The sequence below is a fragment of the Polaromonas glacialis genome (assembly GCF_000709345.1).
GTDB lineage: Bacteria > Pseudomonadota > Gammaproteobacteria > Burkholderiales > Burkholderiaceae_C > Polaromonas > Polaromonas glacialis.
Genome location: NZ_KL448323.1, coordinates 1,086,042 through 1,110,279, shown reverse-complemented (window position 1 = coordinate 1,110,279; position 24,238 = coordinate 1,086,042). Strand labels below are relative to the sequence as shown.

17 protein-coding genes are annotated in these 24,238 nt (G+C 59.9%); 6 read left to right on the top strand and 11 right to left on the bottom strand.

Annotated elements, in window-relative coordinates:
- Positions 1–19: 19 nt before the first annotated feature.
- The 11 genes from EC86_RS28560 to EC86_RS0105630 all read right to left on the bottom strand — a co-directional run bounded on the left by EC86_RS28560 (position 20) and on the right by EC86_RS0105630 (position 14,406).
- Positions 20–577: a hypothetical protein gene (locus tag EC86_RS28560; protein ID WP_156955226.1), complete on the bottom strand. Its 558-nt coding sequence runs from the start codon at positions 575–577 to the stop codon at positions 20–22.
- A 52-nt stretch (positions 578–629) separates the two neighbouring features.
- Entirely contained in the window at positions 630–1,142 is a 513-nt protein-coding gene (gene tssE, locus EC86_RS0105675) for a type VI secretion system baseplate subunit TssE (protein WP_029524705.1), read from the bottom strand.
- Positions 1,143–1,145: 3 nt separating this feature from the next.
- Positions 1,146–1,985, bottom strand: coding sequence for a type VI secretion system accessory protein TagJ (locus EC86_RS0105670; protein WP_232229804.1), 840 nt, complete (start codon positions 1,983–1,985; stop codon positions 1,146–1,148).
- Positions 1,986–2,001: 16 nt separating this feature from the next.
- Positions 2,002–2,493 carry an Hcp family type VI secretion system effector gene (locus EC86_RS0105665; protein ID WP_029524703.1) on the bottom strand — a complete coding sequence of 164 codons (492 nt, stop codon included), beginning with the start codon at positions 2,491–2,493 and terminating at the stop codon, positions 2,002–2,004.
- Between the two features lie 107 nt (positions 2,494–2,600).
- Complete coding sequence (locus EC86_RS0105660) at positions 2,601–3,083, bottom strand: Hcp family type VI secretion system effector (protein ID WP_029524702.1); 483 nt, start codon at positions 3,081–3,083, stop codon at positions 2,601–2,603.
- 83 nt (positions 3,084–3,166) lie between these two features.
- Positions 3,167–4,666: a type VI secretion system contractile sheath large subunit gene (tssC, locus tag EC86_RS0105655; protein WP_029524701.1), complete on the bottom strand. Its 1,500-nt coding sequence runs from the start codon at positions 4,664–4,666 to the stop codon at positions 3,167–3,169.
- Between the two features lie 35 nt (positions 4,667–4,701).
- Positions 4,702–5,247 carry a type VI secretion system contractile sheath small subunit gene (gene tssB / locus EC86_RS0105650; RefSeq protein ID WP_029524700.1) on the bottom strand — a complete coding sequence of 182 codons (546 nt, stop codon included), beginning with the start codon at positions 5,245–5,247 and terminating at the stop codon, positions 4,702–4,704.
- A gap of 152 nt (positions 5,248–5,399) precedes the next feature.
- Positions 5,400–6,422, bottom strand: coding sequence for a type VI secretion system protein TssA (gene tssA, locus EC86_RS0105645; RefSeq protein ID WP_029524699.1), 1,023 nt, complete (start codon positions 6,420–6,422; stop codon positions 5,400–5,402).
- Positions 6,423–6,464: 42 nt separating this feature from the next.
- Positions 6,465–10,409 carry a two-partner secretion domain-containing protein gene (locus EC86_RS26935; protein WP_198026758.1) on the bottom strand — a complete coding sequence of 1,315 codons (3,945 nt, stop codon included), beginning with the start codon at positions 10,407–10,409 and terminating at the stop codon, positions 6,465–6,467.
- 33 nt (positions 10,410–10,442) lie between these two features.
- On the bottom strand, positions 10,443–12,206 hold the full coding sequence (locus tag EC86_RS0105635; protein ID WP_051675741.1) for a ShlB/FhaC/HecB family hemolysin secretion/activation protein: 1,764 nt from the start codon (positions 12,204–12,206) through the stop codon (positions 10,443–10,445).
- 91 nt (positions 12,207–12,297) lie between these two features.
- A complete protein-coding gene (locus EC86_RS0105630) occupies positions 12,298–14,406 on the bottom strand; it encodes a CHAT domain-containing protein (protein WP_051675740.1) in 2,109 nt (702 codons plus the stop codon).
- A 309-nt stretch (positions 14,407–14,715) separates the two neighbouring features.
- Between EC86_RS0105630 and mltA the strand changes: the two genes are divergently transcribed.
- The 6 genes from mltA to tagF all read left to right on the top strand — a co-directional run bounded on the left by mltA (position 14,716) and on the right by tagF (position 24,228).
- Complete coding sequence (gene mltA / locus EC86_RS29825; protein WP_232229802.1) at positions 14,716–16,437, top strand: murein transglycosylase A; 1,722 nt, start codon at positions 14,716–14,718, stop codon at positions 16,435–16,437.
- Between the two features lie 173 nt (positions 16,438–16,610).
- Positions 16,611–17,120, top strand: a complete 510-nt coding sequence (gene tssJ, locus EC86_RS27565; protein WP_084181181.1) for a type VI secretion system lipoprotein TssJ — start codon at positions 16,611–16,613, stop codon at positions 17,118–17,120.
- A gap of 70 nt (positions 17,121–17,190) precedes the next feature.
- Positions 17,191–18,522: a type VI secretion system baseplate subunit TssK gene (gene tssK, locus EC86_RS0105615; RefSeq protein WP_029524693.1), complete on the top strand. Its 1,332-nt coding sequence runs from the start codon at positions 17,191–17,193 to the stop codon at positions 18,520–18,522.
- Between the two features lie 2 nt (positions 18,523–18,524).
- On the top strand, positions 18,525–19,838 hold the full coding sequence (locus tag EC86_RS0105610) for a DotU family type VI secretion system protein (protein ID WP_029524692.1): 1,314 nt from the start codon (positions 18,525–18,527) through the stop codon (positions 19,836–19,838).
- A 56-nt stretch (positions 19,839–19,894) separates the two neighbouring features.
- Positions 19,895–23,491, top strand: coding sequence for a type VI secretion system membrane subunit TssM (gene tssM / locus EC86_RS0105605; RefSeq protein ID WP_029524691.1), 3,597 nt, complete (start codon positions 19,895–19,897; stop codon positions 23,489–23,491).
- Positions 23,473–24,228: a type VI secretion system-associated protein TagF gene (gene tagF, locus EC86_RS26930; RefSeq protein ID WP_156955225.1), complete on the top strand. Its 756-nt coding sequence runs from the start codon at positions 23,473–23,475 to the stop codon at positions 24,226–24,228. Before tssM ends, tagF begins: the two co-directional genes overlap by 19 nt.
- Positions 24,229–24,238 lie beyond the last annotated feature (10 nt).

Sequence of the window (24,238 nt, the reverse complement as noted above, 5' to 3'; positions counted from 1 at the left end):
GTTATGGCAGGGTTATCGGTCACTTGGGCGCTATGCAAGCCTGATGCGCGTTGTATCCTGAGAGGATCAACTGAGCGATGCCTCCCGCAAGTAACACCGCACCAATGCCAGTAACAGCCGTGGGCGCAACAAGTGCGACTGTGAGTCCGGAGGCTGCTAGGTCAGTGAGCGCCGCAAGGCACTTTGCTTGTTTATCGTCTTTGCCTGCCAAACCTAATGCCAACGAGGTTTTTTTCACGAACGCTGCGCCGACCGCAACGACTGCAGAAGCTGGTCCTTTGCCCGCCACCGATACTAGACTCGCTGTTGTCAAAATTATCTGTGCAGCAGTTACTCCCACCACCACATTTTGGGAGCTTGAAGACTTTCCCATTAATTTAGTGGTTGACAAGGCCTTATTTGTCAGTCCAAGGACAACATCAGTCGAATTTCCCGAGACCAGTTTCAGCGTGTTGTTGAAGTTTGTCAGAAGAAAAGCGAATAAATCAGCATTGTTCAATACTGCCTTTGTGTTAGCAGTGCTATTGGCTTTCAGACCTTGCTGCAAGATATGTTTTGTTGTCACAGCTTCAGTCATGTGTGCCTTTCAATATGCAGCGTAATGATGAGGATTCGTGGCACTGACTTATTTATCCTACTCTGCCAAGATCACGAATCTCCACTGCCCCGGTTTCCAAATCAACATCCGTGCGCAGCAATAATTCAAGCGGAATCGGCTGCGCCCATAAATTACCGCGTATCTGTATGCTGACGATGTTGTGTTGCTCCAGCATCGACGCTGACGCCAGCGCCTGAACCTGCAGCGAGGCGGGCATGATGCGCGGCTCGTAATCGAGAATCGCCTGCTTGATGGTTTGCTCAAGGCTGACCATGTCGAGCGTGGAGGCCGTTTCGCCGGACAGGGCGGGCAGGCCGAAATTGATGACGGAGTGCCGCGCATAGTCATAGCCGCCGAGTTCCAGTTCGCCACCGAGCCGCGTGGTATTGAATAACCAGGCAAGGTCGCGCAATACCGCTTCACGCAGGCGCTTTCTGGTGATCAGGCGGCTTTCGCGCGGCTCCTGCTGCTTGTCCGGTTCGGTATCGATCAAACGGTCGAGCAGCGCCGGCTGCAGTCTTTCCTTTGGGGTAAGTTCGGCCATGGCTTACTCTGGCTCCGCGCCGCTTGCCTCATGCCCGGGCGCATCGATGATGATCTTTCGCACCTCCATCAACGGCGTTTCACCGGCATCGGTGGCAATGACGCGCTGGCCCAGCCCGTGGTAGGCGTCGACGCCAGGCGTGGCCTCGGTCCAGACGGTCTTGCGGCTGAGCGCGAGTAAGGCGTCGCCGCTGCTGTCAGAGGCAGGATAGCGCGTCGGGATCAGCCCGACCGCTTCGCCGCCGTTAGAAAAGATGAAGTGCGCAGGCATCCACACAACATCGCGCAGGTCGGCCGGCGGCTCGATCACGACCTGGCTCAAACGGGTGAAAGGCAACCAGTAGTAGTTGCCGTTGATGATCGCTTCAAGCGCTGGTCCGAGCCGCGAGTCGGCATCGGCAATCCACTCAAAACGCTGACTATCAAGGGTGCCGCTTGCGGCGTCGGCTTCTTCATAAGCCTGGGCGCGCAGCTGTTCGGACTGCGCCGGCTGACCGCGTCCAGCCACCAGCAACGACTCGATCAGCAGCGCCAGCCAGGGCTCTGGCTGTCCGAAAATCATCGGCGACTTCTTGCCAGCGAACACCTGCCCGCGCAGCACCTCGCACCGGATCGCTTCCCGGTACATCTGGGTCATGGCAAGCGCCGATACGTCAAGCGTCGATGCCAGCTCAAGCTGGGCCAGTGCCCGGTCCCACTGGCCCAGCACGGCCAGGAGCTGAAACAAGAAGATGCGCAGCCTGGCGTCCGCTGGGCTGGCGCGCACCTGCTCCTGCAACTGCTGCAACGCAAGCAGCGGATCGCCATCGCGCAGGCTTTGCTCGGCTGTTTGCAACGCAATCATGGGCAAGCTCGATTCATCATGACCCTTCGAAAATATCCATCTCGAATGAGGTGGCACCACGGAATTGGCCATCGTCGCCCTGCGGCTTGTATTCAACAGCGACCTTGCTGAAGGCGATGCTCACTTGTTCATGAAGCGCAGCCGGGTCCACGCTATCGCCGGATTGCTGCACCAGCGACGTAATGCGCCCTTTTTCCAAGGTGATGCTGTAATACTCGACCGGCTCCCTGCCACCCGCCTTGCGCACCGTCAGGACGGCTTTTTTAATCACCTCGTTGCTGCGCAAGGCGGCCATCAGCCCGGTCGTCGCCTTGTCCACCCGTTTGGTGATCTTGAGTTCGCGCACCGCTGTCTTGACCGTCGCCTGGCCGTGGACTAAATTGCCTTCCATCCCCCACGTCCAGCCGAGCACGTCGATTTCATCCTTGTGCCCTGCGTCGCGCGCCTCGCCCTTGATGGCACCCTGGCGCGTGCCATCGATCTTGAGAAACATGTCTCCTTGAGCCATATCAATTCGCCTCGTCAGGAAAGCGCGACCAATGCTGCCAGTTCGCCCAGACTATTCGGTGCAGTGCAAAGCAGGGTTCCATGTAGCTGCTGACCGGCATGGGTGCGCTACCCTTTTACATTTTCCGCAATATTCCAGACGGCCTCGATGGCCGCGTCGCCTGTGCCGTCTGATTTCTGAGGCGTGTACTCCACCTTGAACGCAGCAAAGTTGAGCGTGACGTTTTCGGTAAGTCGATCTTCGCCCCCGCTGCCGCCGGTGGAAACCGATGAGATCAGCACTTCTTTCATTGTCACCTTGATGTACTCGAGCGGTTTATCCCCGGCTTTGCGGACGGTCAGCAAGGCCTCCTTGTAGTGCTTGCCATTGCAGGTGGCCATGATCAGGTTGGGGGTAGATTTATCAACGTACTTGGTCAGGGACAAATCCTGCACATTCACCTTGCCCGCGCCGCCGCCGCCGCCCATGTGCGTGGTGCCAGACTGGCTCAAGCCCCAGCTCCATGCAAGCACATCAACTTCGTCCTTGTGCTTGCTGTCGCGCGACTCGCCCTTAATATCATCGAGCTTTAAAAACATATCGACTGCCATGGTATCTCTCCTGTTAGTTGATTGGCAATGACCCAGTACATTGGCGAAAACACATGCGTGAGGCCAGACCTGGCCCTATCTGCTCAGGCTGCCTTCGCCGACGGCAGCTTGGATACCAACCGCAGCGATACCGTCAGCCCTTCGAGCTGGTAGTGGGGCCGCAGAAAGAATTTGGACGTGTAATACCCCGGATTGCCCTCGACCTCTTCGACGACCACTTCCGCTGCTGCCAGGGGCTTGCGGGCCTTGGTGCTTTCCGAGGAGTGCGCGGGGTCGCCATCGACATAATTCATGATCCAGTTTTGCAGCCAGACCTGCATGTCATCGCGCTCCTTGAACGAGCCAATCTTGTCGCGCACGATGCATTTGAGGTAGTGCGCAAAGCGGCAGCAGGCAAACAAGTAAGGCAGGCGCGCGGCCAGGTTGGCATTGGCGGTCGCGTCCGGGTCGTCATACTCGAAAGGCTTTTGCAGCGACTGCGCGCCGATGAAGGCGGCAAAGTCGGAGTTCTTGCGATGCACCAGCGGCATGAAGCCGTTTTTGGCGAGTTCGGCTTCCCGGCGGTCACTGATGGCGATTTCAGTCGGGCATTTCATGTCCACGCCGCCGTCATCGGTGGGGAAAGTATGGGTCGGCAAGCCTTCCACCGATCCCCCCGATTCGATGCCTCGGATGCGCGAGCACCAGCCATATAGCTTGAACGAGCGGTTGATGTTCACTGCCATCGCATAGGCGGCGTTGGCCCAGGTGTATTTGCTGTGATCGGCCGAACCAGTGTCTTCCTCGAAATCGAACTCCTCCACCGGCGAGGTTTTGGCGCCATAGGGAAGGCGCGCCAGATAGCGCGGCATGGCCAGGCCGATGTAACGCGCATCGTCCGACTCGCGCAGGGAACGCCAGGCGGCATATTCGGGCGTCGTGAATATTTTGGTGAGATCGCGAGGATTAGCAAGCTCCTGCCAGGAATCCATTTGCATCACAGTGGGTGAGGCGCCAGCGATAAACGGCGTATGGGCAGCGGCTGACACCTTGGCTATTTCGCCCAGCAATTCAACGTCGGGCGGACTGTGGTCGAAGGCGTAGTCGCCCACCAGGCAACCGAAAGGTTCGCCCCCGAACTGACCGTATTCCTCCTCGTAAATTCGTTTGAAGAGCGGACTTTGGTCCCAGGCTGTGCCCTTGTAGCGTTTGAGCGTCTTGCCAAAGTCGAGCTTGGAGATGTTCATGAAGCGGATTTTTAGCTGCTCATCCGTTTCAGTGTTGTTGATCAGATAGTGCAAGCCGCGCCACGAACCTTCGAGCTTTTGGAAATCCTGATGGTGCAGGATGAGGTTGACCTGCTCGGTAAGCTTGCGGTCGAGTTGAGCAATGATGGCTTCGATGGACTTGATGACATCGTTGCCGATCAGTTTCGTTTGCGACAGGGCTTGCGACGCCAATGTGCGTACCGCTTCTTCTACGGCACTCTTGGCTTCTTCACTTTTCGGTCTGAATTCCTTTTGCAGCAATGCAGAAAATTCATTGCCTTCGAGCGTCAGGCGCACAGACTGCGCAGTCGGGAGGGCTTGTTCGGTTTCGGCCATGAAATGCTCCTTGGATAACAAACGGGTTGCTTGGCCTAGGAGGGCGAGCCTTCGGCCGCCCCGCCTGCCGGTGCGGTGCCAGGTGCATCCGGCTTGGCCGTGGCCGCCAGCGACTGCAGCAAGGCCGGATCCTGCAGCACTTTGTTGATCAGTTCTTCGGCGCCGGACTTGCCGTCCATGTAGGTCATGAGGTTGGACAGATGCTGGCGCGCCTGCAGCAGCTTGCCCAGCGCATCTACCTTACGGGCGACGGCAGCGGGCGAAAAGTCATCCATGTTCTCAAAGATCAGGTCAACGCTGATGTTGCCTTCACCGGTCAGCGTGTTGGGCACCTGGAACGCAACCCGGGGCTTGATGGCTTTCATGCGGCTGTCGAAATTGTCAACATCGATGTCCAGGAACTTGCGATCCGCCACCGGCGCCAAGGCATCGGCCGGCTTGCCCGACAGGTCGGCCAGTATGCCCATGACGAAAGGCAGCTGAATTTTTTTCTCGGCGCCGTAAAGCTCGACGTCATATTCGATTTGCACCCGCGGCGCACGATTGCGTGCGATGAATTTCTGACTACTGTCTTTTGCCATGACACGCTCCTTCAATGCATTGGGACAATCAGTTAAAGCCAGATCTTCAAACCCATGCGCCTGGCCTTTGGAAATACAAACACGCAATCTTTCATTTCTACAGGGTTACGTAGTCAATATCAATACCGCATTCAAGTTTTATTGTGTTGCTGCTACTCATCCTTGAGTCCGGCGATATTGCGAATCTGGCTCAGGCTGTCGGGTGCCAAGTCCTGCATGATTTCGACGAAACTCTTGTTGATCAGTCGCTGCGCCCGGCGAATCAGCAGCGGCGCCGGATTCCCGGGCTCGGCGCGTTCGTAAAACTTGCATACCGCGTCAAGTGCGCGCATGGCGTCGTCGCGGCTGCCAATTTCGCTGACCAATGCAGTCGCGCTGCCCGCCTGGCCGGCCGGATCAACGCGACTGTCGGCCACACGGTGCAAAATGACCTCGCTGGTCTGGGGGGTCGCGTTGTCGCAGGCCTGAACGATCAGCTTGAGCATGCTGGACAAGGGACGTAGGTCGGTTGCCAGGTCAGTGCCCACCCTGTCTGAAAGCAACGAATAAATCTTAGGAACCAAATCGGCGCTGTCGCGTGCCGCATCAATCCGCTCGCGATCCTGTGCAGCCGCAGCGGCAATGGCGCTTTCGATTTGCGCTTGGCTCAGCACGGTTTCGCCTTTGGCCGGCGGCAGTCTTCCGGCGGCAACCAGGATGTCGCGCACGGACACGCGGCCATGTGGGCCAGACACCACCACCAGCGCACTGCGCACGTCCAGCAGCAATGCATTGGCATCGCCGAGCGGCGCCAATGCATTCAAACGAATCGTGAAGTCGTCCGGTTCGTCTGGATCAACCGGATGCAATATCGGCCAGTAGCGTTCGATCAAGCCGTGCAACAGCCTCAAGCCATCGCGCAAGCCAGGCAGGTTATCCACCCGGACCAGAGCGCGGGCCAGCAGCACCGCTATCCGCACATCCTTGGAACGCATCAGAAGCGATTCGGCCTGTTGCCTGACAGCTCCCCAGTCGGGCTGTTCGGCGGGGCTGATATGGTCGCCAAGTTGCTGCTCCTGCTTGCCGCGTGCCGCAGTCTCAAGCGCGACGAATTGCGCGTCGTACGTAAGGGCAAGGTCAGGGCCGCACGGCGTATCAGCCGCAATCGCGGCGAGCAGCGCTTCTATGTCAGCCAAATCACTTCTCCTGGGGCTGATTTCTGCATGAATGAAAAACCCTTAAAAACTGTCGCAGGTATAGCGCTGTACCATGCCGATGCAATTGCTCAGGTTCGGGTTTCCTCGAACGCGGGACCATTCCACGGCCAGCGGGTCCTTGGAGTCCGCCAGATCCGACACCAGCGACAGCGGGCCGACCCCCGCGCACAGCCGCTGCGCGCCAAAGTTCCTTTCGTAAAGATTGCTACTGGCAAAGGTCACGTCTTTGAAGATGGACGGCGTGAACCCGAAGATGGCAGGCTCAACCGTCAGCGCCGTTGCGTTGCCAGGTGCCTGCTGGAACAGGTAGTTGGCAGCCGACAAACCGCTGCCATTGATGGCATAGCGGCCGGGTAGCGAAACGATGTCGGCCGGAGTGGAAAAATTAAATGATCCCGTGGTCGAGGTGGCCAGCGTATCGCCCGCCACCAGGCCACTTACGCTTCCGCCCAATGCCGGATTCGAGGTGCCCTGCAGGCGCGTGGCCGGCGTGGCCACATATGTCAGCGTGGCCGGGTTGACCGTCAGCGTCCCTGGCGCGGCATCGATTAAATAGCCGACTGGCGAGACGAAATTACCATTGACGGGATAGTTGCCGACGTTCGATGCCGAGGTGGCCGTTGTCAAGTAGGAGCCGGTGACTGCATCGCCGAAAGTGTCGCCATTGACGAGACCGGTTGGCGTAAATGCAAGCGCCGGGTTCTGGTCGCCGTAAGTACGCGATGGATTGGCAGGATCCAAGACGAAGCTGCCGCGGGGTTGCTGGCGGTATACAAAATGGTTGCCGGTCGTGGGCAATGCGGCTGCGCACGCCGAGCCGAATGCGCAGTTGTAAAAGTTCGGATTTGGGCTTGATCCGGCCAGGCCGCCGCGGTTTTCACCTACCCAGGTATCGGCAAAGACTTTCCAGGTGCCACCGCCCCCCGGCGTGAGCGTTGCATTCACGACATTGCTCATAATCCCGCCAGTTACCAAGGTGATGTCGCTGCCCAGCGTTGCAATGCGCTGATTGAGGGTAAGGTTGCCCGCCGTGTTAACCAGCAAATCGCCAGCCACGACCGTGTTCGCCGCATTGATGCGCACAGGCAGGTTGGCCGCTGCATCGACACCGGTTCCGACCAGCGGTCCGATAGCGAGTGCGCCGCTGCTGACGAAATTCACGTCGCCGTAGGCCGGACTGCTCGCATCCTTGGGGGCGTCGAATTGGGCGGCAAGCGTTCCTGCGCTGTTTGCTGCATTGGTCAACTGGAAGTTGGACTGCGGCTGAGTGCCGTGCAACAGCAAGCTGCCAGCCGCAACCGCACCGCCCTGCGAAACAGTGCCGCCGCTGGACAAAGCCACGAGTCTCCCAGGGTTCGACAAGCCGTTGGCAAGGACGATTCCAGAACTCCCGGCGCCGCCATTTTGCAGGGTGATGTCATACAAGCCATTGACAGGCGCGCCGCCTTGCGCCGTGATCAGCCCGGTGTGGGCCGCGCTGCCGATCACAACGCTGGAGAACCCTGGCTGGATCACCTGCGTCATCTCGTTTTGGTCGAGGCTGAACTGCGTGGAGTTGGGGGCGAACAGGTCAATAGCGACTGCGGGGGCCTCGGTCAGGGCGCCTGTCGTCGAGACGCCTCCAGGGCGCAGGTTCAGCACGCCACTGCTCTGGATTGTGCCGCCCAGTTCAATCATGTCACTCTGAACTTCGTCGTTGGACGCATTGAGCGCCCTGAGCGTGATGTTGCCGGTGCTTGTCAACCCGCCAATCGTCGTGCCGCCGTTGAACACAATGCCGGGTGTGGTACCGGTCGATTCGCCGCTGATCACCATAGCGCCGGGGCCGCCGCTGGTGAAGACGGCGGTGTCGTCCGAGAACACGCCATAAGTGGCAGATTCAGTGGCCTGCGCTATGCCCGCGCGTCCTCGAATGTCGATCGCCCCGCCGCCCGAAGTCGAGATCCGGGCGCTCAGCATAGACACCCCATTGGCACCCGCGCCGCCGCTGCCGTCAATGCTGATGGCGCCGGTAGTGGTCTGAAGCAAAGCCCCTTCAAGCCTGACCCCCTCACCGAAGATCAGACCTTCGCCACTGTCAAAACTCAAACCGCTTCCGCGAATCACCACGTTGCCGCCCGGTCCAGCAGACAGCGGCGCGGAAGCATTGATGGTGGCATCGGTCAGGCGGACGGCATTTCCATTGCTTGAAAGAGATCCGGCGGCACGCCCGTTGGCCGGGTCACTCTGACCATAAAAGCGCACATTGCCGCCATTCGTTGCAATCGATGAGCCGCTGTTCATCACGATAGCGCCACCGTTCAGGTTGTCAAGGTCGGCATTCAGATCGACGTTGAGCCTGCCGCCAGATGGAAGCGAGGTGATGGAGCCTGCCTGACCGCCCTCGATGCTGTCGCTGCCGGCGAAGTTGATGTTGCGGTGCGCATTGAGCGTCAGCGTCGCATCGGCTCCACCTCTTTTGATGATCGGCGCCTCGACATTGATATCGCCCGACTGGCCATTGGGTCCTGAGGTGCCGGTAGTCACTGACACGTTGGTTCCTGTATTGAGCACGTTCTCTATCGTTGAAGGGTTAAGAATTGCATCATTGCTGGTCGAAGTGAAATTGGAGCTTCCAGTGACCCCAACGTCGATTGCGCCTCCATCGACAAGGACTCTGATGGTTATATCGTTAGGATCGAGCAGCCACTCGCCAGCCTTGCCCTTGGCTGCCGATGCATCTACTTGAACGCGCGCAACATCAAGAAATTTTCCGGAGGTTTCGACAAACCCGCCGTCGCCACCCTGCCCGCCACCCTTGGCGCTGATCGTGCCGTGCGCACGTGTTGCGTCATCGCTCCAGACAATGACTTTGCCGCCATGGCCGCTATCGAGCGCATCGGCGCGCAGTATCGTATCCGGGCCGACGAAAGTGGCGGCTGCGTTGCGCACCTGGGAATTCTTGCCCTGGTAATCCCCACCGACCAGAATCGTGCCGCCACCGACATCGCCCCGCGCATCGATCAGCGCCTGGTCAACCAGGCCCACGTGATGGCCGAGCACTTCGGCCGTGCCACCAGTGCGGCCAAGTGCCACTCCCGATACGTCAAGCGTTCCGCTCGCCAGCGTGACGCCGGTGTCGCCGCCATCGAGGACAATTGTGCCGTTGCGCTCCACCAGCGAGCGTGCCCGCACGACGCCCTGCTGGTTGAGCACCGTTTCCGTCAGCGCCTGCGCTGCACGCACCGTCAGGATCACCTCCCCACCGTCGGCAATTACCATGCCCCGATTGGCCACCAGCGCATTGATGGCTGACTGATCAACCTTGACCTTGGTGAGTCCATCGCCATTGAAATCAAGGGAAATTTTTTCACCCGCGGCCAGCGCGGCCGTTCCCAGGCGCGCCGTCAGCGTGCCACTGTTGCTGGCCTGAGCGCCCAGCAAGGCAATGGTGCCGCGATCACCAGCCTGCAACTTGCCCTGGTTGTCAACCGCACCGGCTGCGCCACCGGCAGAAAATTGGTAGCGACCCCCCAGGAAATCCTCATTGCTGATGCGTAGCGTCGAAGCGACCAGGCTGCCCACATTGACCTCGGCCGTTCGGCCGAACAACACACCGCCGGGATTGACCAGGAATACCTGGCCATTGGCATTCATACGCCCAAAAATCTCGCTCGGGTTGTTGCCCGTGACGCGGTTGAGGATCACGCTGGAGGCGCCGGGCTGGCGAAAATCCACCTTTTCAGCCGCGCCAATCGAAAAGTTTTGCCAGTTGACGATGGCTTCCGCCGAGCCCTGGTTCACCACCATTTGCTGCGCATCGGGCCGGCTGATCGCAACTTGCCCCGCTACGGTCTGTTCGCCTGCCGGCAATGCGCTGGCAGGTCCAACCAGGGCAAACGCCAGCATGATCGCAATGCTAATCAGCGTGGGCTTCAGGCCATGCGTGCGCTGGGACTGATGGAAATTACGAATCGGAAAGCGCATGATTTTTTCCTCCAACATGTCAATGCCAGGGACTCAAAAGACCTTGACGAGCTGGGCATACAGCCGAGGATTGCGGTCGTTGCCGGGCGATTCACGGTCGCTGGCACGCCAAGCCAGGCTGGTACGCAGCGAAACGCCGCTGGCCGGGCTCCAGAAAAAACCCAGCCCGTAGCCGCGCAGCGTGCGGGTGTTGGGTGCCCCCGGCAGGGGATCGTGGTTGAACCGGACCCAGCCGGCGTCATAAAACACACTGACCACCGCGTCCGGTCTGAAGCTCCAGCGGTATTCTGCATTCAATATATGGGCCTCGTCGCCAATGCCCGCCGACGACGAGTAAGCCCTGACCGCGCGCGGGCCACCGGCCGCGATCTTTTCAGCGCTGTCCAGGTTCTTGCTTGCCCACTGCCCGGCCAACGCCACCAGCGCGCTGGTCTGCGGCGACAGGGACTGCAGCCGCGACGCCTGATAGACGATGCGCGTGTAGCGGCCCTGGGTATTGAGCCCGCCGGCGCCCTGATCCAGCGCGAGGTCGCGCGGCGAGTCGATGTGCAGCTTGCCGAAGTAGGCAGTCACGCCAGCATTGGTATAGCCGCCAAGCCCCAGCGCATCACGCCCTTCATAGACAAATCCCGCGCCCATGCTGCGCAGCCGCTTGTCGGACGCCTGCGCCACCGCAGCGATGATGTCGAAAAGCCTTTTATCCTCGATGCTGAGTTTTGCGAACAGATTCTGGGCGCGCGAGCGTATGAACGGATAGGTGAGCGCCGCTTCATAGACCTTGGCCTTCCCGCTGGCGCCAAGCGCCGCCAGGTCCTTGCCCAGTTCATAGTCGAGGTGCGAATAGGCCACGCTGGCGCGCAGCCCCGAGTAACCTAGCGGCAGCTCATAGCTGATCCGGCCGAACGTTAGCCCGGTGCCGATGGAGCTGAGCAGGCGCAGGTCCAGGTTGTCACGCAGGCCGAACGGGCTGTTGATGCGGGCAAAGCCGCCCAGCCGGTATTCGTTGGTCACGCGCGAGCCATAGTTGTCCGCATCGACACTGAAATTCGTTCGCGGTGCCGGCTTGAGTTCGACGATGAGGTCGAAAGTCCCCGGCTCGTTGCCGGACTCCAGCGACGATTCGGGCGCCAGTCCCGGCAAATCCGTCAGCAAGAGCATGGCGCGTTCGAGCTGCTTCTGGTTCAGCGGTTTGCCGGGCTGCAGCCCCGCCAGCGTCGCAGTGATGGCGCTTTCCGGCATCGGAATGTCAGCCAGCCGTTCGATGCGGATGCGGCCCAGCCGCCCTTCGATGACGGAGAGCCGGACGCGGCCTGAGCCGACATCCTGCGGCGGCACCACGACCTGGGTCAGGATATAGCCTGCGCGCTGGTAATAGTCGCTCACCTGGGCGGCGAGTGCCTGCAGATCGTCCAGGTTGACCGGCTGGCCGATCTTGCCGGCCACCAGCGGCGCGAGCGTCGCATCGGAAAACACGCTGTTTCCGGTAAAGCCGACCTCGCGCAGCACGAAAGAAACACTGCCGCCGGGCGGCGATGCCGGTGCGGGCGTGGCCGGAGCAGCAGGAACAGCCAGTGGCGGCTCGGCCGACAGGCGAGGCGGTGCCGTGGCCGGAGCCGATTCGCGCAAGGCACGCCCGGCATCGGGCGGGCTCTGCGCCCAGAGGTCGGGAGCCATCATTAGAAGGGCGCCAAGCCCGAGCGCCTCCAGCAGCCGGACCTTGGCGCCAGTGCCGGGCGCAGGGGTTGCAATTTGTTGTTGCCACACATGGCCTTGGCAGGTCTTTTCAGTTTTTTTCACGGACGGGTTTCCAGAAAGTGAGTGTCGGATTTCCAGCTGTACGCACCTGGCTGGCGGGAATGAGCCATGGCGCGCGACATGGCTGTGCGGCTCAGCTTCGGATTTGCAGGCGCCAGTTACCCACCAGATTGAAGGGTGCCCAAAAAAACGGATGCGCAAATTTTTCCCGCCTGAGCACGGTGACCTGTGCCGTCTGCATGGCGACTATGGCCTGCTTGCCGCTGGCCAGTTCTTTGTACAGGGTGCTCATGAGGAGTTCGGTTGAATCGTCGGCCACCGGCCAGAGTGAAACAAACAAGGCCGATGCGCCGGCCGTGAAGAAAGAGCGGGTAAAGCCAAGGATTTCATCGCCACGGGCGATTCGTCCCAGCCCGCTCTCACAGGCGCTGAGGGTGACCATCGCGACCTTCTTGAGGTCCACGTCATAGACTTCGCGGGCATTGAGAAAGCCGGTGTCGCCGGCTTCAGGCGCGAGCAGGATGCGCGATTGCAGCGGATCGATCACATCGACTTCTGCATGCGTCGCCAGATGCAGGATGCCGGCCTGGCCTGCGTTGTCCAGGAACTGCCGTTTTGACGCGTCGTTCTGCAGGAATATCTTTTTGTCGCTAAACAGCGCTCCGATCTGGTTGACCTCGCGTTCCGCGCCCGGCAAGGCAAGCCTGGCATCGGTGCCGGGATTTCCAAACGCCACCAGGTTGCCGGCCCCGCCATGATTTCTCCTGACCAGCTGAATCGCCACGCTGGCCGAGGGCGCGGTGGCCAATGCATGCCTTTCGATGAAGTAACTGTCTGCGTCGCGAAGCGCCTGAAACGGCAAATAATGCAGGGAAGCGTGCGGCACGATCAGCAGGCGCTCGTTCGAGCTCAATCCCAGCGGTTCAATCAGGAGGGCATGGAGTTCGCGGCCCAACTGCTGCGCCTGCGGCCGGCGCTGGAAAACCGATTCGCGAAACGCCTGGACGCGCTGTTCGAGCGCTTGCCGGCCAGGATCCAGGACATAGCCTTGAAGGCCCGACGGCCTCAACACCCAGGCCAGCAGGCGGTCATCAAGGCTGTGGTATTGGACGATGGCCTCACCCGCACGCAGCGCAGCACCCACTTGATCGTCCCCCACAGGCTCGGCATTGAAGGGCGCGTCATTGCCAGGCCCGGCCAGCGACACCCGCTCGCGCACCATGTCAAGCAAGGCACGCGAGCGGCTGGCTTCGCTCAAGCGCCATGCCGCCTGCACTTCGCCGGCCTCCATGGACAAGGAAATCGCGCGATCGAATATCTGCTGGACATCGCCAAACAACCCGGTCTTGAATTCCTCGCTGCGAAATCGCGCCCGTATCGACTCGGATTCTCTGGCTGCCTGCATGTAAGCCTCGCGCGCCTGCGCCTTCTCATCAAGGGCGAGCAGGCTGCGCGCCCTGCCTTCCTGGGCCCACAGCCGGTGATAAGCTGCATCGCTGCCGGTGGCCTGCGCCGCGGCCTGTGAAAAAATCTTCATGGCCTCCTGGGGCTTACCTTCTGCCAACGTGAGATTGCCAAGGCCGCGCTGGTAGGCCTGCTGCAACGCCAGGTTGTCGGGCAGCCCCATCTGGTCGTACAGAGCACGCGCCTCGGTCAGCCTGCCATCGGCCACATAGGCATTGGCCAGCGAAATGTCCACCAGGGGGCGGAACCTGGCGCTGGCGACTTGCCGCGCTTCCTGATAGCTTGAAATGGCATCGGCCAGTCTGCCGCGCCTGGCCTGGACATCGCCCAGGGTCTTGTAAGCCGGGCCGGCAATGACTGGTGTGATGCGCGATGCGCCGGCCAGCGCATCGCGCGCATATTTTTCCGCGCGGTCCAGGTCACCGGCATAGCTGTACGCAATGGCCAGATCCCGCTTAGCAGAGGCGACCAGATTGCCATTGTCCTGCTGCTGGCCAAGAATGAGCGCCTTGCTGGCCGCCTGGATGCTCAGGCGAAACTCGCCGCGCTCGGCCAGCGCAATGGCTTGGGCGCAATACATGGCACCGTCGAGCTTGATACGGTCCTTTTGATAAAGCAGCTGACCTTCAGTGCTCAGGGTTCGTATCGTTTCGGCATCGTGCAACCTTGCGGCGGCGAGCTGGAAAACATTTGAGCCTTCAACCCGTGTGGCGTCCTGCGCCATGGAAATCGACGAGGCCATGAGCAATGCCAGGCAACCCATGGCGCGAACTGACATGAAATGCCGGATGCAAGACATCAACGACCTCCCAGGCAGCCAGATTTATTGTTGACAGAGCTGCTGTCGGGCTGGCCGGCAACTCTGAATTTTTAACTTTTTTACATGAGTCAGACATGAAAATTACCATTTAGCTCGGAGCTTCACAAGACCACGCCAAACGAAAGCGTCACCAGATATTTCAAAGCTCGGCAGGAAAGACGAGCTGCAAACCCCTTTGAAAATCCATGGGCAAAGTGATTGACTTCCATGGGCATAGTGATAATGTTTGAAATGCTGCGGCCTTGGTCGCAGTACCCAGACTGTACGATGATTGTGAGCAAGGATGCCGGCGCCGTGATACGTCAATCCGTTCTGATTTGCATGACAGTTGCATTCACCTCATGCGAAGGCATGGCCCAGGAAGGAAGTCCGGCGCCCGCCCAGGCAAACCCGGCCGACACGGCACTGCGCGCACCATTTCGCACCAAATACGCTTATTTCGAGCCGGCCAGTTTCAGTGAACTGCCGGGGTGGCACGATGACAGGCTGGGCGATGCCTGGCCGGCATTTCGTCAAAGCTGCACAGCGCTTCAACGAAAAAACGCATGGGATCAACCCTGCAGCCGTTCGCGCCGCATCGATGGTTCCGACGAACGGGCGCTGCGCATTTTTTTTGAACAGGAGTTCACGCTCTACCAGATTTACAACACCGACCGCGTCCCCGCAGGAGTGATCACCGGCTATTACGAGCCCTTGCTCAATGGCAGCCGCCGTTACGGTGCGCCTTATGTCTATCCGGTGCACGCTGTTCCAGACGACATGCTGTACCTTGATTCACGCACCTTGCCGACCGGGCGCAATGGTGCCGACATTCGGGTCCGTGTCGAACGCCGCGAAGTGATTCCACTGCAGCCCCAGGACCTTGCCAGCCGCGTCAGCTACAAGCTGGAGATTGCAGGAATTGCGCCTGATATCCGCACCCGCAGGCTCCGCTTGCGAATTGACGGCGAGCGCGTGGTGCCCTATTTTTCCAGGCAAGAGATTGAAAGCGGCCGGATGCTGAACGCCAGCGTGATTGTCTGGGTTGACAACCCTGCCACCTTGTATTCCATGCAGATTCAGGGTTCAGGAAAGGTGCGCTTGCCGAGCGGCGAAATCATCCGGGTTGCCTATGGGGAGCAAAACGGCCACCCGTTCTCCCCGTCCTTGGCGGCCCTGCCGCAAATAGTCAACAGCAAGGGCAGGCGGCAAACCATTGCCACGCGGGGACTCGGACCGGCGTTGACGCAGGACGAGGACGAGCCAGCAAAAATACTGGAGCAGGCGATGGGGCCTTCCGCAGACGATGACTTGCCCGTCACGCGTGGCGTGCGAAAAGCACAGCGCCAGGCAAGCAGCGCCACAGAGGTGGACCTCATGATTGAAGCGCTGTTGGCAAGCGGCCAAACCAAAGCGGCGTCTCAAAATTCTCCGCCCCGCATTGCGCCCGCTTTGAGCGATGGCGCCCAGAACGGTAAGCCAGAGCCGCACGCCGCGCAACAGGAAAGGCGCGAACGGTTCGAGGCGCCCCCTCTGATTTCCGCGCCAACTGCCAGCCAGGCTCCGAATGCGGGCGCGAACAGCGACCCGAGTTATGTGTTTTTTCGCCCAATTCCCAACAATGACGGCGGCCCGATCGGTGCGCTCGGTGTTCCTCTCACGGCCGGCCGCTCGGTTGCAGTCGATCCGCGTACCACTCCGCTGGGTTTCCCGGTTTTCATTTCGACCCGGCAGTCGGGCAGTGCCCTGAACCGGCTGATGCTGGCGCAGGATACCGGCGGGGCCATCCGGGGAGCGGTCCGCGCCGATTATTTCTGGGGATTTGGCGCCAAGGCCTTTGTGCAGGCGAGTCGTATGAAAGAAGATGGCCGGATGTGGCTTTTGATGCCGAAAGCGCTGAAATTTCCTGCCCCTGCCAGTACCGTTACTGTGCGCGGAATCGGAGGGCCGAATCAAGAAGCAGAGCCATCAGAATGCGTTGTGCCTGACCCCGAACTTTGCGTTGAATAACGTTCTGCCTTTTAGTGGCGGAGTGATTCCAATGATTCGGACTCGGTGCCCAGCCAAGTATTTGAACGCAAACATGCGAATAAGCACGCAACGCTGGTGAGCTGGTCGGCGGCAAAGTGTGTTGAAGCGCTCATTGGGCAAAATTCTCTAACCACGGGAAGCAGGAGTTTGTCATGGTCTTGCAAAGCTATTTCCGCGCGGGGTGGCGAGTTTCCTTGTCATTGCTGATCCTGAATTTCTCCCTGCTTGGATGCGCCAAACCGGCACCGCCACCGCCTCCGCCACCACCACCACCCAAACCCACCATTTTTCAGGTCAACCTGGGAGTAGCCCCCGATGTCAACCCAGACGCGCGCGGCAGAGCTTCGCCAGTGGTGGCGCGCCTGTTTGAACTCAAAAGCCTGGCTTCGTTTGAAAATGCCGACTTTGCCTCATTGTTTGATCGGGACAAAGAGACTCTTGGAAATGATCTGGTAGCTAAGGAAGAAATGGTCCTGCAGCCAGGAGAAAACCGCAAGTTCACGCGCGAACTCAACGCGCAGACACGCTTTGTCGCAGTGGTTGCCGGGTATCGGGACATTGAAAGGTCAAGGTGGCGTGCCTCGCTGCCCGCGCCGCTGCATGAAACCACGCCAGTCACCATTAGCGTGCAGGAGCGGGATATTTTGATCCTTCGAAAATGATGCCTGGATCTCACACAAATTCGTTACGCCAGTCAAGGGCGCTTCTCTTAAAAAAATCAAGGGATAAAACATGTCGAGGGAATACAAGGTCATCTGGTCCGAGGGAATGTTTCTGCAGCCGCAGCATTTTCAGCAGCATGACCGCTACCTCGAAAAGCTGATCGAAGCGCGCGTGGCACCAGCGACCCCGTATGGCTGGGGTTTTGTCAGGCTCGCACTGGACGACTCGTCCCTGGCGCTGGGCAAACTGGCGCTGTCTCAGGGCAGCGGAATTTTCCCCGACGGCACGCCCTTCGATTTCCCTGCCACTCAGGCAGGCCCCCTGCCGCTGGAGGTGCCCTCCAGCGCCAAGGACCAGCTCATCGTTCTGGCGGTTCCCTTACGTCGCGCTGGCGCCAGGGAAAGCGGATTCGAACCGGACAGTGAACTGGGGCTGGCGCGTTACACCGTCAACGACCTTGAAGTCTCCGACAACACGGCGGACAGTGCCGCCAGCATTCAAGTCGGCCAGTTGCGCATGCGTCTGATGCTGCAAAGCGATGTCACCGATGCCTATGCCTGCCTGGGCGTGGTGCGCTTGATCGAGCGGCGTGCTGACAATGAACTGGTGCTGGACAAGCCCTACATTCCACCGATGCTCGGCGTCAGCGAAAACGGCACGCTGGCCGGTTACACGCGCGAGCTTGCAGGCCTGCTCCATCAGCGCGGTGAAGAGCTTGCCGCACAGGTGACACAGCCCGGCCGTGGTGGTGTTGGCGAAATTGCCGATTTTCTCTTGCTGCAAACCATCAATCGCTATGAACCGGCTTTCATTCACTTTACACGTGCGCGACTGATGCATCCACAGCAGTTGTTCATCGCCTGCCTGCAACTCGCCGGGGAGCTGTCCACCTTCAGCCGCGAGAGCCGGCGCGCTCCCGTCTATTCCGATTACCTGCACGATAACCTGGCAAAGTCGTTCGCCCCGCTTGTCACCGACCTGCGCCACTCGCTGAGCATGGTGCTGCACCGCAGCGCCGTACCGATTGATTTGCAGGACCGCAAATTCGGCGTGCGGGTCGCCATCATTGCCGACCAGGACTTGCTCAAGAGCGCAAGTTTTGTGCTGGCGGTCAATGCCCAGCTATCGCCTGAAATTTTGCGCACCCGCTTTCCTTCGCAGGTCAAAATTGGACCGGTCGAGCGCATACGCGACCTGGTCAATCTTCAGTTACCGGGCATTCCCCTGCGCGCCATGCCGGTGGCGCCACGGCAGATTCCCTTTCATGCCGGATTCAATTATTTTGAACTTGAACGCGGCGGAGAATTGTGGGGCCAGCTTGAACGCTCCGGAGGAATGGCCATGCACATTGCTGGTGAGTTTCCCGGCCTGGAACTTGAATTCTGGGGCATCAAAGGATAAGCATGAATCAGGATGATCCTTTTTCCCTGGCGGACTCTGATCACACCCTCATCATGCCGACGCCCGGGCGGCGGACCGCAGCGGCTCCGCAAGCCGTCGCGTCCGCAGCACCACGCGGGGATTTCACGGCTGAAGCACCACTGCCAACCAATGGCCTGAATCCGCTGATGGCCGCGGCGAACCCCCTGCTCGACCTCGTGCCGCAACTGCAGGCCACTTTGCAGCATTCGGACCCGACCGGCTTGCGCGACTCCCTTGTGCAAGGCATCAAGTCGTTTGAAGCGCGAGCGCAGGCAGCCGGCGCAAGGCAAGAAACCATCGTCGCGGCGCGCTATGTGCTGTGCACGCTGCTCGATGAGACGGCGGCATCGACCCCCTGGGGCGGCTCGGGTACATGGGCCAGACATAGCCTGCTGGTCATATTCCACAATGAAGCCTGGGGCGGTGAAAAATTCTTTCAGTTGCTATCCAAACTGGCAGAAGATCCTGCGACGCATCGCGATCTGCTGGAGTTGATGTATGTCTGTCTCGCCCTAAGCTTCAAGGGGCGTTACCAAGTGCTGGACAATGGCAAGGCAGCAATTGAAACCTTGCGCGAGCGGCTGGCGCAAATGCTGGGTCAGCAACACGGTGACTATGAGCGCGCGCTGTCCCCTCACTGGCAGGGCGTCAGTGTCAGGCGCAAGGCCCTGTTCACCGCCCTGCCCTTATGGGTAGCGCTTAGCGCCCTCGGCCTGATCTTGCTGGGGATGTATCTGGGATTGAACAATGCCTTGAATGAAAGATCGGACCCGGTGTATGCGCTAATTCATGCGTTGCGCGTCCCGTCCACTGAGCCGCCAGCGCTTCCAAGGGCGGTTCCGCTGGCAACCAGACCACGGCTGGCCGGATTACTGGCGCCGCAAATCAAGCAGGGCTTGGTGGCGGTGCGGGACGAAGAAAATCGCAGCGTGGTGACGCTTCGCGGCGATGGCCTGTTTGCCCCGGGCAGCGCTACCATCGCGCCGGACTACATCGAACCTCTGCAGCGCGTGGCCCAGGCGCTCGACGCGCTGCCGGGGCAAGTACGTGTTATCGGGCACACAGACAATCAGCCGATCCGCTCAGCGCGTTTCCCGTCCAACTGGCACCTCTCGCAAGAGCGGGCCGTCGCCGTCATGGCGCTGCTAAAGGAAAAGGCGCGCGCGCCCACCCGCTACAGCGCCGATGGCCGCGCCGATTCGGAGCCGCTCGGATCCAACGCCACGCCGGCACAGCGCGCACTCAACCGGCGCGTCGAAATCGTGCTGGTCACACCCCCGGCAGCGGGAAATTAGCATGGCGCTTTGCATGCCCTTTGAGCAAACTCCGTCCCATCCGCAAGGTGTGAACGATGATTAAAAAGCTGATCTCGCTCGTTTTCAATCGGTGGGTCATGGCGCTGCTGGGTCTATGCGCCATCGCCTTGTTGGTCTGGTTCGTCGGACCGCTCATCGCGGTTGCTGATTACCGTCCGCTCGAGTCCGAAAGGGTGCGCATGGTGGTCATCGGATTCGTCATTTTCGTGTACGTTGCCAAACTGCCGTGGAAATTTTTCAAGGCCAAGCGGGCGAATGCGAACCTGATGGAGGGCTTGTTAAAACAGGGCGTGCAGCAAGGCGCCGCCCAGAACCAGCCAGGCGCTGAAGAGATCGCCCTGCTCGGCAAACGTTTCGAAGAGGCGGTCGGGGTGCTGAGGCAGGCGCGCCTGGGCCAAGACGGGCAAAAATCGCTGTCTGGCAGTTTGGGCCGGTTTACACGGCAATGGGTGTACGAGCTTCCGTGGTACATCTTTATCGGCGCACCGGGTTCTGGCAAAACCACGGCACTGGTTAATTCCGGCCTGCAGTTTCCGCTGGCCGACCGATTTGGACAAGGTGCGATACGCGGCATCGGCGGCACCCGCAATTGTGACTGGTGGTTTACCAATGAGGCCGTACTGCTCGACACTGCGGGGCGCTACACGACCCAGGAAAGCAATCAAGCGGTTGACAGCGCAGCGTGGTCCGGATTTTTGCAGCTGCTCAAGAAATACCGGGGCCGACGCCCCATCAACGGGGTCTTGCTGACCTTGAGCGTCGCGGACTTGCTTGAACAAAATGGCCCGCAGCGCGACGCGCACATCAATGCATTGCGCAAGCGCATCGAGGAACTCCACAAGGAGTTGAACATCCGATTTCCGCTGTATGTTCTGATTACAAAGATGGACTTGCTCGCGGGTTTCATGGAATTTTTCAGTGAGTTCAACAAGGAAGAGCGAGAGCAGATCTGGGGCGGATCGTTTGCGTACCCTGAAACGCCTGGTCTTTCGGTTCAAGCCAGCGTTGCAGATGAATTCAACGCGCTCGAAAAACGCATCAACGACCGCCTGATCGAACGGCTGCAACAAGAGCGGGACCCGCAAAAGCGGGCTCGGATTTATGTTTTTCCACAGCAACTCCATACGCTGAGGCAGGTGGTCGAAGAGTTCATGGCCGATCTGTTCGCGCCCTCGCAGTTCACTGAAAAGCCGCTGTTGCGGGGCCTGTACTTGACCAGCAGCACACAGGAAGGCAGTCCCATTGACCGGGTCATGGGCAGCCTGGGGCGTGCATTGCAGCTCGACCGCAAAGTGCTCGCCGCGCAGCGCCCGAGCGGCAAAAGCTTCTTTCTCACGCGCCTGCTCAAAGACGTAGTGTTCCAGGAAGCCGGTCTGGCAGGAACCAACCTGCGCTGGGAGCGACGGCGCATGCTGCTGCAAGCCAGCGCATTGGCCCTGGCGGTACTGTTTACGTGTGGCGCCATGGCCGCGTGGACCCTCAGCTTCACGCGGAACCGGGATTATGTCGCTGCGGTCGATGCCAGGCAGTCGGCCGTGGCCAGCCAGCTGAAAACCCTGGGCGCTAATCGCAGTACCGATGTGGTCGGGTTGCTGCCGGTGCTGGAATCAGTCCAGCGGATCGCCGACGTTAGCGGCGCGGACTCAGCCCCATTCTTGATGGGGTTCGGCCTTTACCAGGGCGACAAGCTGGCCGCCGCTTCGCGCGATGCCTACCGCAAGCTGCTTCACAACACCTTCATGCCGCGGCTGGCGCTGCGGATCGAGCAGCAACTTCGCACGGACGCGCGCAACAATCCAGAACTCCTTTATGAAGGGTTGAAAGCCTACATCATGCTGCATGACCCCCAGCATTTCAATGCAGCTGCATTGAAAGCCTATATCACAGCCGATTGGGAAAACAGTTTGCCCCTCGAGGTCAGCCATCCCCAGCGCAAGCAACTCGAAGGGCATCTGGGCATGCTGCTCGATGGCGGCGATGCGGCAACTCTTCCTTCTCCGCCCGATTCGCAATTGCTCGCCGATGCCCGCAATGCAGTGGCGCGTACGCCACTGGCATCCCGCATCTACAACCGCCTCAAGCGCCAGGGCGTGGCATCGACGCTGCCGGAGTTCACCATTGCCAGCGCCGCTGGCCCCTCGGCCGCGCTGGTGTTCAACCGCGCCAGTGGAAAACCCCTGACCAGCGGAGTGCCTGGGCTTTACAGCTTCGAGGGCTACCACAAGGCATTTGTTAGCGAGTCGCAACGCGTCACCGGCCAACTGGCAGATGAGGAAGGCTGGGTGCTTGGAACTCAGGGAAAGTCCCGGATGAACGACCTGTCGGCGCAGGCGCATTTGCTGGACGATGTGCGCAGGCTCTACTTGGAAGACTATGCAAGAACCTGGGAAGATTTCATCAACGACATCAAGCTGCTGCGGGCTGCCAGCTTACAGCAAAGCATTCAGCTGGCGCGGATCCTGTCGGCGCCAGATTCGCCGCTTCCGCTGCTGATGCGAGCGATTGTCAAGGAAGTCACCTTGGTCCAGGTGGAGGAAACAGAAAAGTCAACGATTGACAAAGCCAGCGACAAGGTTAAAAACACACGCGAGGATTTGCTCAAGCTGTTCGGCCAGCAAAAGCCGGCGACCACCGCCAGCGCACTGTCGCGCCCGGAAAGCCTGGTGGACCAGCGTTTCGAGAACATCCGGCGCATGGTGCGCAGCCAGGCTGGCGCTCCAGCGCCGATCGATACGACGGTTGGCCTGATCAATGAACTCTATGCACTGCTGACTGCCACGGAAGCAGCGGTCAGAGGCGGCAACACGCCGCCGCCCAGCGACGTGCCCAACAAGATTAAGGCCGAAGGCAGCCGGATGCCTGAACCGGTCCGTTCGATGCTGCTGAACCTCTCTGGCGGCGGCACCAATCAGGCCATGGGAGTGACACGCGCCAACCTGAGCCAGGCGATGAAAGCCTCAATCTTTGAGTTCTGCACCAAGGCAACCGCCGGACGCTATCCATTCATAAAAGGCAGTACGCGTGATGTGACCCAGGAAGACTTCACCCGGCTGTTCTCCGCAGGCGGCCTGATCGACGAGTTCTTTCAAAAAAATCTGTCTCAGTATGTCAATACCTCAACCCGCCCCTGGACTTTTCGGAACATGGGCGAATCCAGCCTGGGGGATGCGTCGGGCGCACTGGTGCAGTTCCAGCGCGCGCAGGCCATACGCGAGGTTTTTTTTCGCAGCGGCGGGCAAGGCACAGCCATGCGACTTGAGTTCAAGCCAGTGGCAATGGACGCCACCATCACGCAGTTCATTCTGGATGTCGACGGACAACTGGTGAAGTACAGCCACGGGCCGCAAATCCCGGTGCAAGTGCAGTGGCCGGGTCCGCGCGGCAGCATGCAGGTGCGCCTGCAATTGAGCCCGGCCAGCGCTGGCGCATCAGGCCAGGTGTTTGAAGGGCCGTGGGCCTTGTTCCGCATGTTCGATCAGGTCCAGATCGAAAACACTGGCCAGCCGGAAAAGTTTGTTGCAACATTCAATGTGGAAGGCCGCAAGGCGCAATTCGAAGTCCTCACCAGCAGTGTTCAAAATCCGTTCAGGCTGCGCGAACTGGAGCAGTTTCAGTGTCCGAACCAACTTTGATGACTGGCCCGCCAGCACCGGTGGCGGGCTGGTACGGCAAGATTCCAGCACTCGGTGATTTCGCCTCGCGTCGGCTCCCCACCGATTTCGTCAATATTTGGGACGCCTGGCTCCAGGACGCGCTGGCTGCAAGCCGTTCGGCCTTGCGCGAGCGCTGGCAAAATATTTATCTCAACAGTCCCATCTGGCACTTTGCACTGCTGCCCGGTGTCTGCGGCACCAGTTGCTGGGCCGGCGTATTGATGCCGAGCATCGACAAGGTCGGCCGCCATTTTCCACTCACGATCGCGGTGTCACTCCAGCCGCATCCAGAAATAATCGCCACCGTGTTCGGTGCGCAAAACTGGTTCGCTGCCATTGAACAGATCGCACTGTCGAGTCTCAACGTGGATTTTTCAGTGGATGATCTGGAGATGCGATTGACGGCAACGCCTTTCGGCCCTTGTTGTCCGTCCGGTACGCCAGAGCGCAAGGCCGCGCGCGAATGGGCCGCATGGTGGAATGGAGAGAGACAGGCTCCCATGATGCTGAACCTGCCCAATCCTGGCGCCATCGAGGGCGTGCTGGGTTTCAACGCAATCAATTTGCTGCTTGCTCGCGGATTTGGCAAAAGCCTGTGGTGGACATATGACGAATTGGCTGGCGCCTTGTCATTGCAGGGATTTTTTGAACTCCCGCCCGCGGCACATTTCGAAAATTTTCTCACGGGCGTGGCATTGGGGCAGAAGACGATGTAATGTGCAAGGA

Coding starts and splice junctions, on each gene's coding strand:
- EC86_RS0105665 (WP_029524703.1), bottom strand. CDS start 2,493: ATGGCTCAAGGAGACATGTTTCTCAAGATCGATGGCACGCGCCAGGGT.
- EC86_RS0105610 (WP_029524692.1), top strand. CDS start 18,525: ATGAATCAGGATGATCCTTTTTCCCTGGCGGACTCTGATCACACCCTC.
- tssB (WP_029524700.1), bottom strand. CDS start 5,247: ATGGCAAAAGACAGTAGTCAGAAATTCATCGCACGCAATCGTGCGCCG.
- EC86_RS0105670 (WP_232229804.1), bottom strand. CDS start 1,985: ATGATTGCGTTGCAAACAGCCGAGCAAAGCCTGCGCGATGGCGATCCG.
- EC86_RS26935 (WP_198026758.1), bottom strand. CDS start 10,409: ATGCGCTTTCCGATTCGTAATTTCCATCAGTCCCAGCGCACGCATGGC.
- tssK (WP_029524693.1), top strand. CDS start 17,191: ATGTCGAGGGAATACAAGGTCATCTGGTCCGAGGGAATGTTTCTGCAG.
- tssM (WP_029524691.1), top strand. CDS start 19,895: ATGATTAAAAAGCTGATCTCGCTCGTTTTCAATCGGTGGGTCATGGCG.
- tssE (WP_029524705.1), bottom strand. CDS start 1,142: ATGGCCGAACTTACCCCAAAGGAAAGACTGCAGCCGGCGCTGCTCGAC.
- tssC (WP_029524701.1), bottom strand. CDS start 4,666: ATGGCCGAAACCGAACAAGCCCTCCCGACTGCGCAGTCTGTGCGCCTG.
- EC86_RS0105660 (WP_029524702.1), bottom strand. CDS start 3,083: ATGGCAGTCGATATGTTTTTAAAGCTCGATGATATTAAGGGCGAGTCG.
- EC86_RS28560 (WP_156955226.1), bottom strand. CDS start 577: ATGACTGAAGCTGTGACAACAAAACATATCTTGCAGCAAGGTCTGAAA.
- mltA (WP_232229802.1), top strand. CDS start 14,716: ATGATTGTGAGCAAGGATGCCGGCGCCGTGATACGTCAATCCGTTCTG.
- EC86_RS0105630 (WP_051675740.1), bottom strand. CDS start 14,406: ATGTCAGTTCGCGCCATGGGTTGCCTGGCATTGCTCATGGCCTCGTCG.
- tssJ (WP_084181181.1), top strand. CDS start 16,611: ATGGTCTTGCAAAGCTATTTCCGCGCGGGGTGGCGAGTTTCCTTGTCA.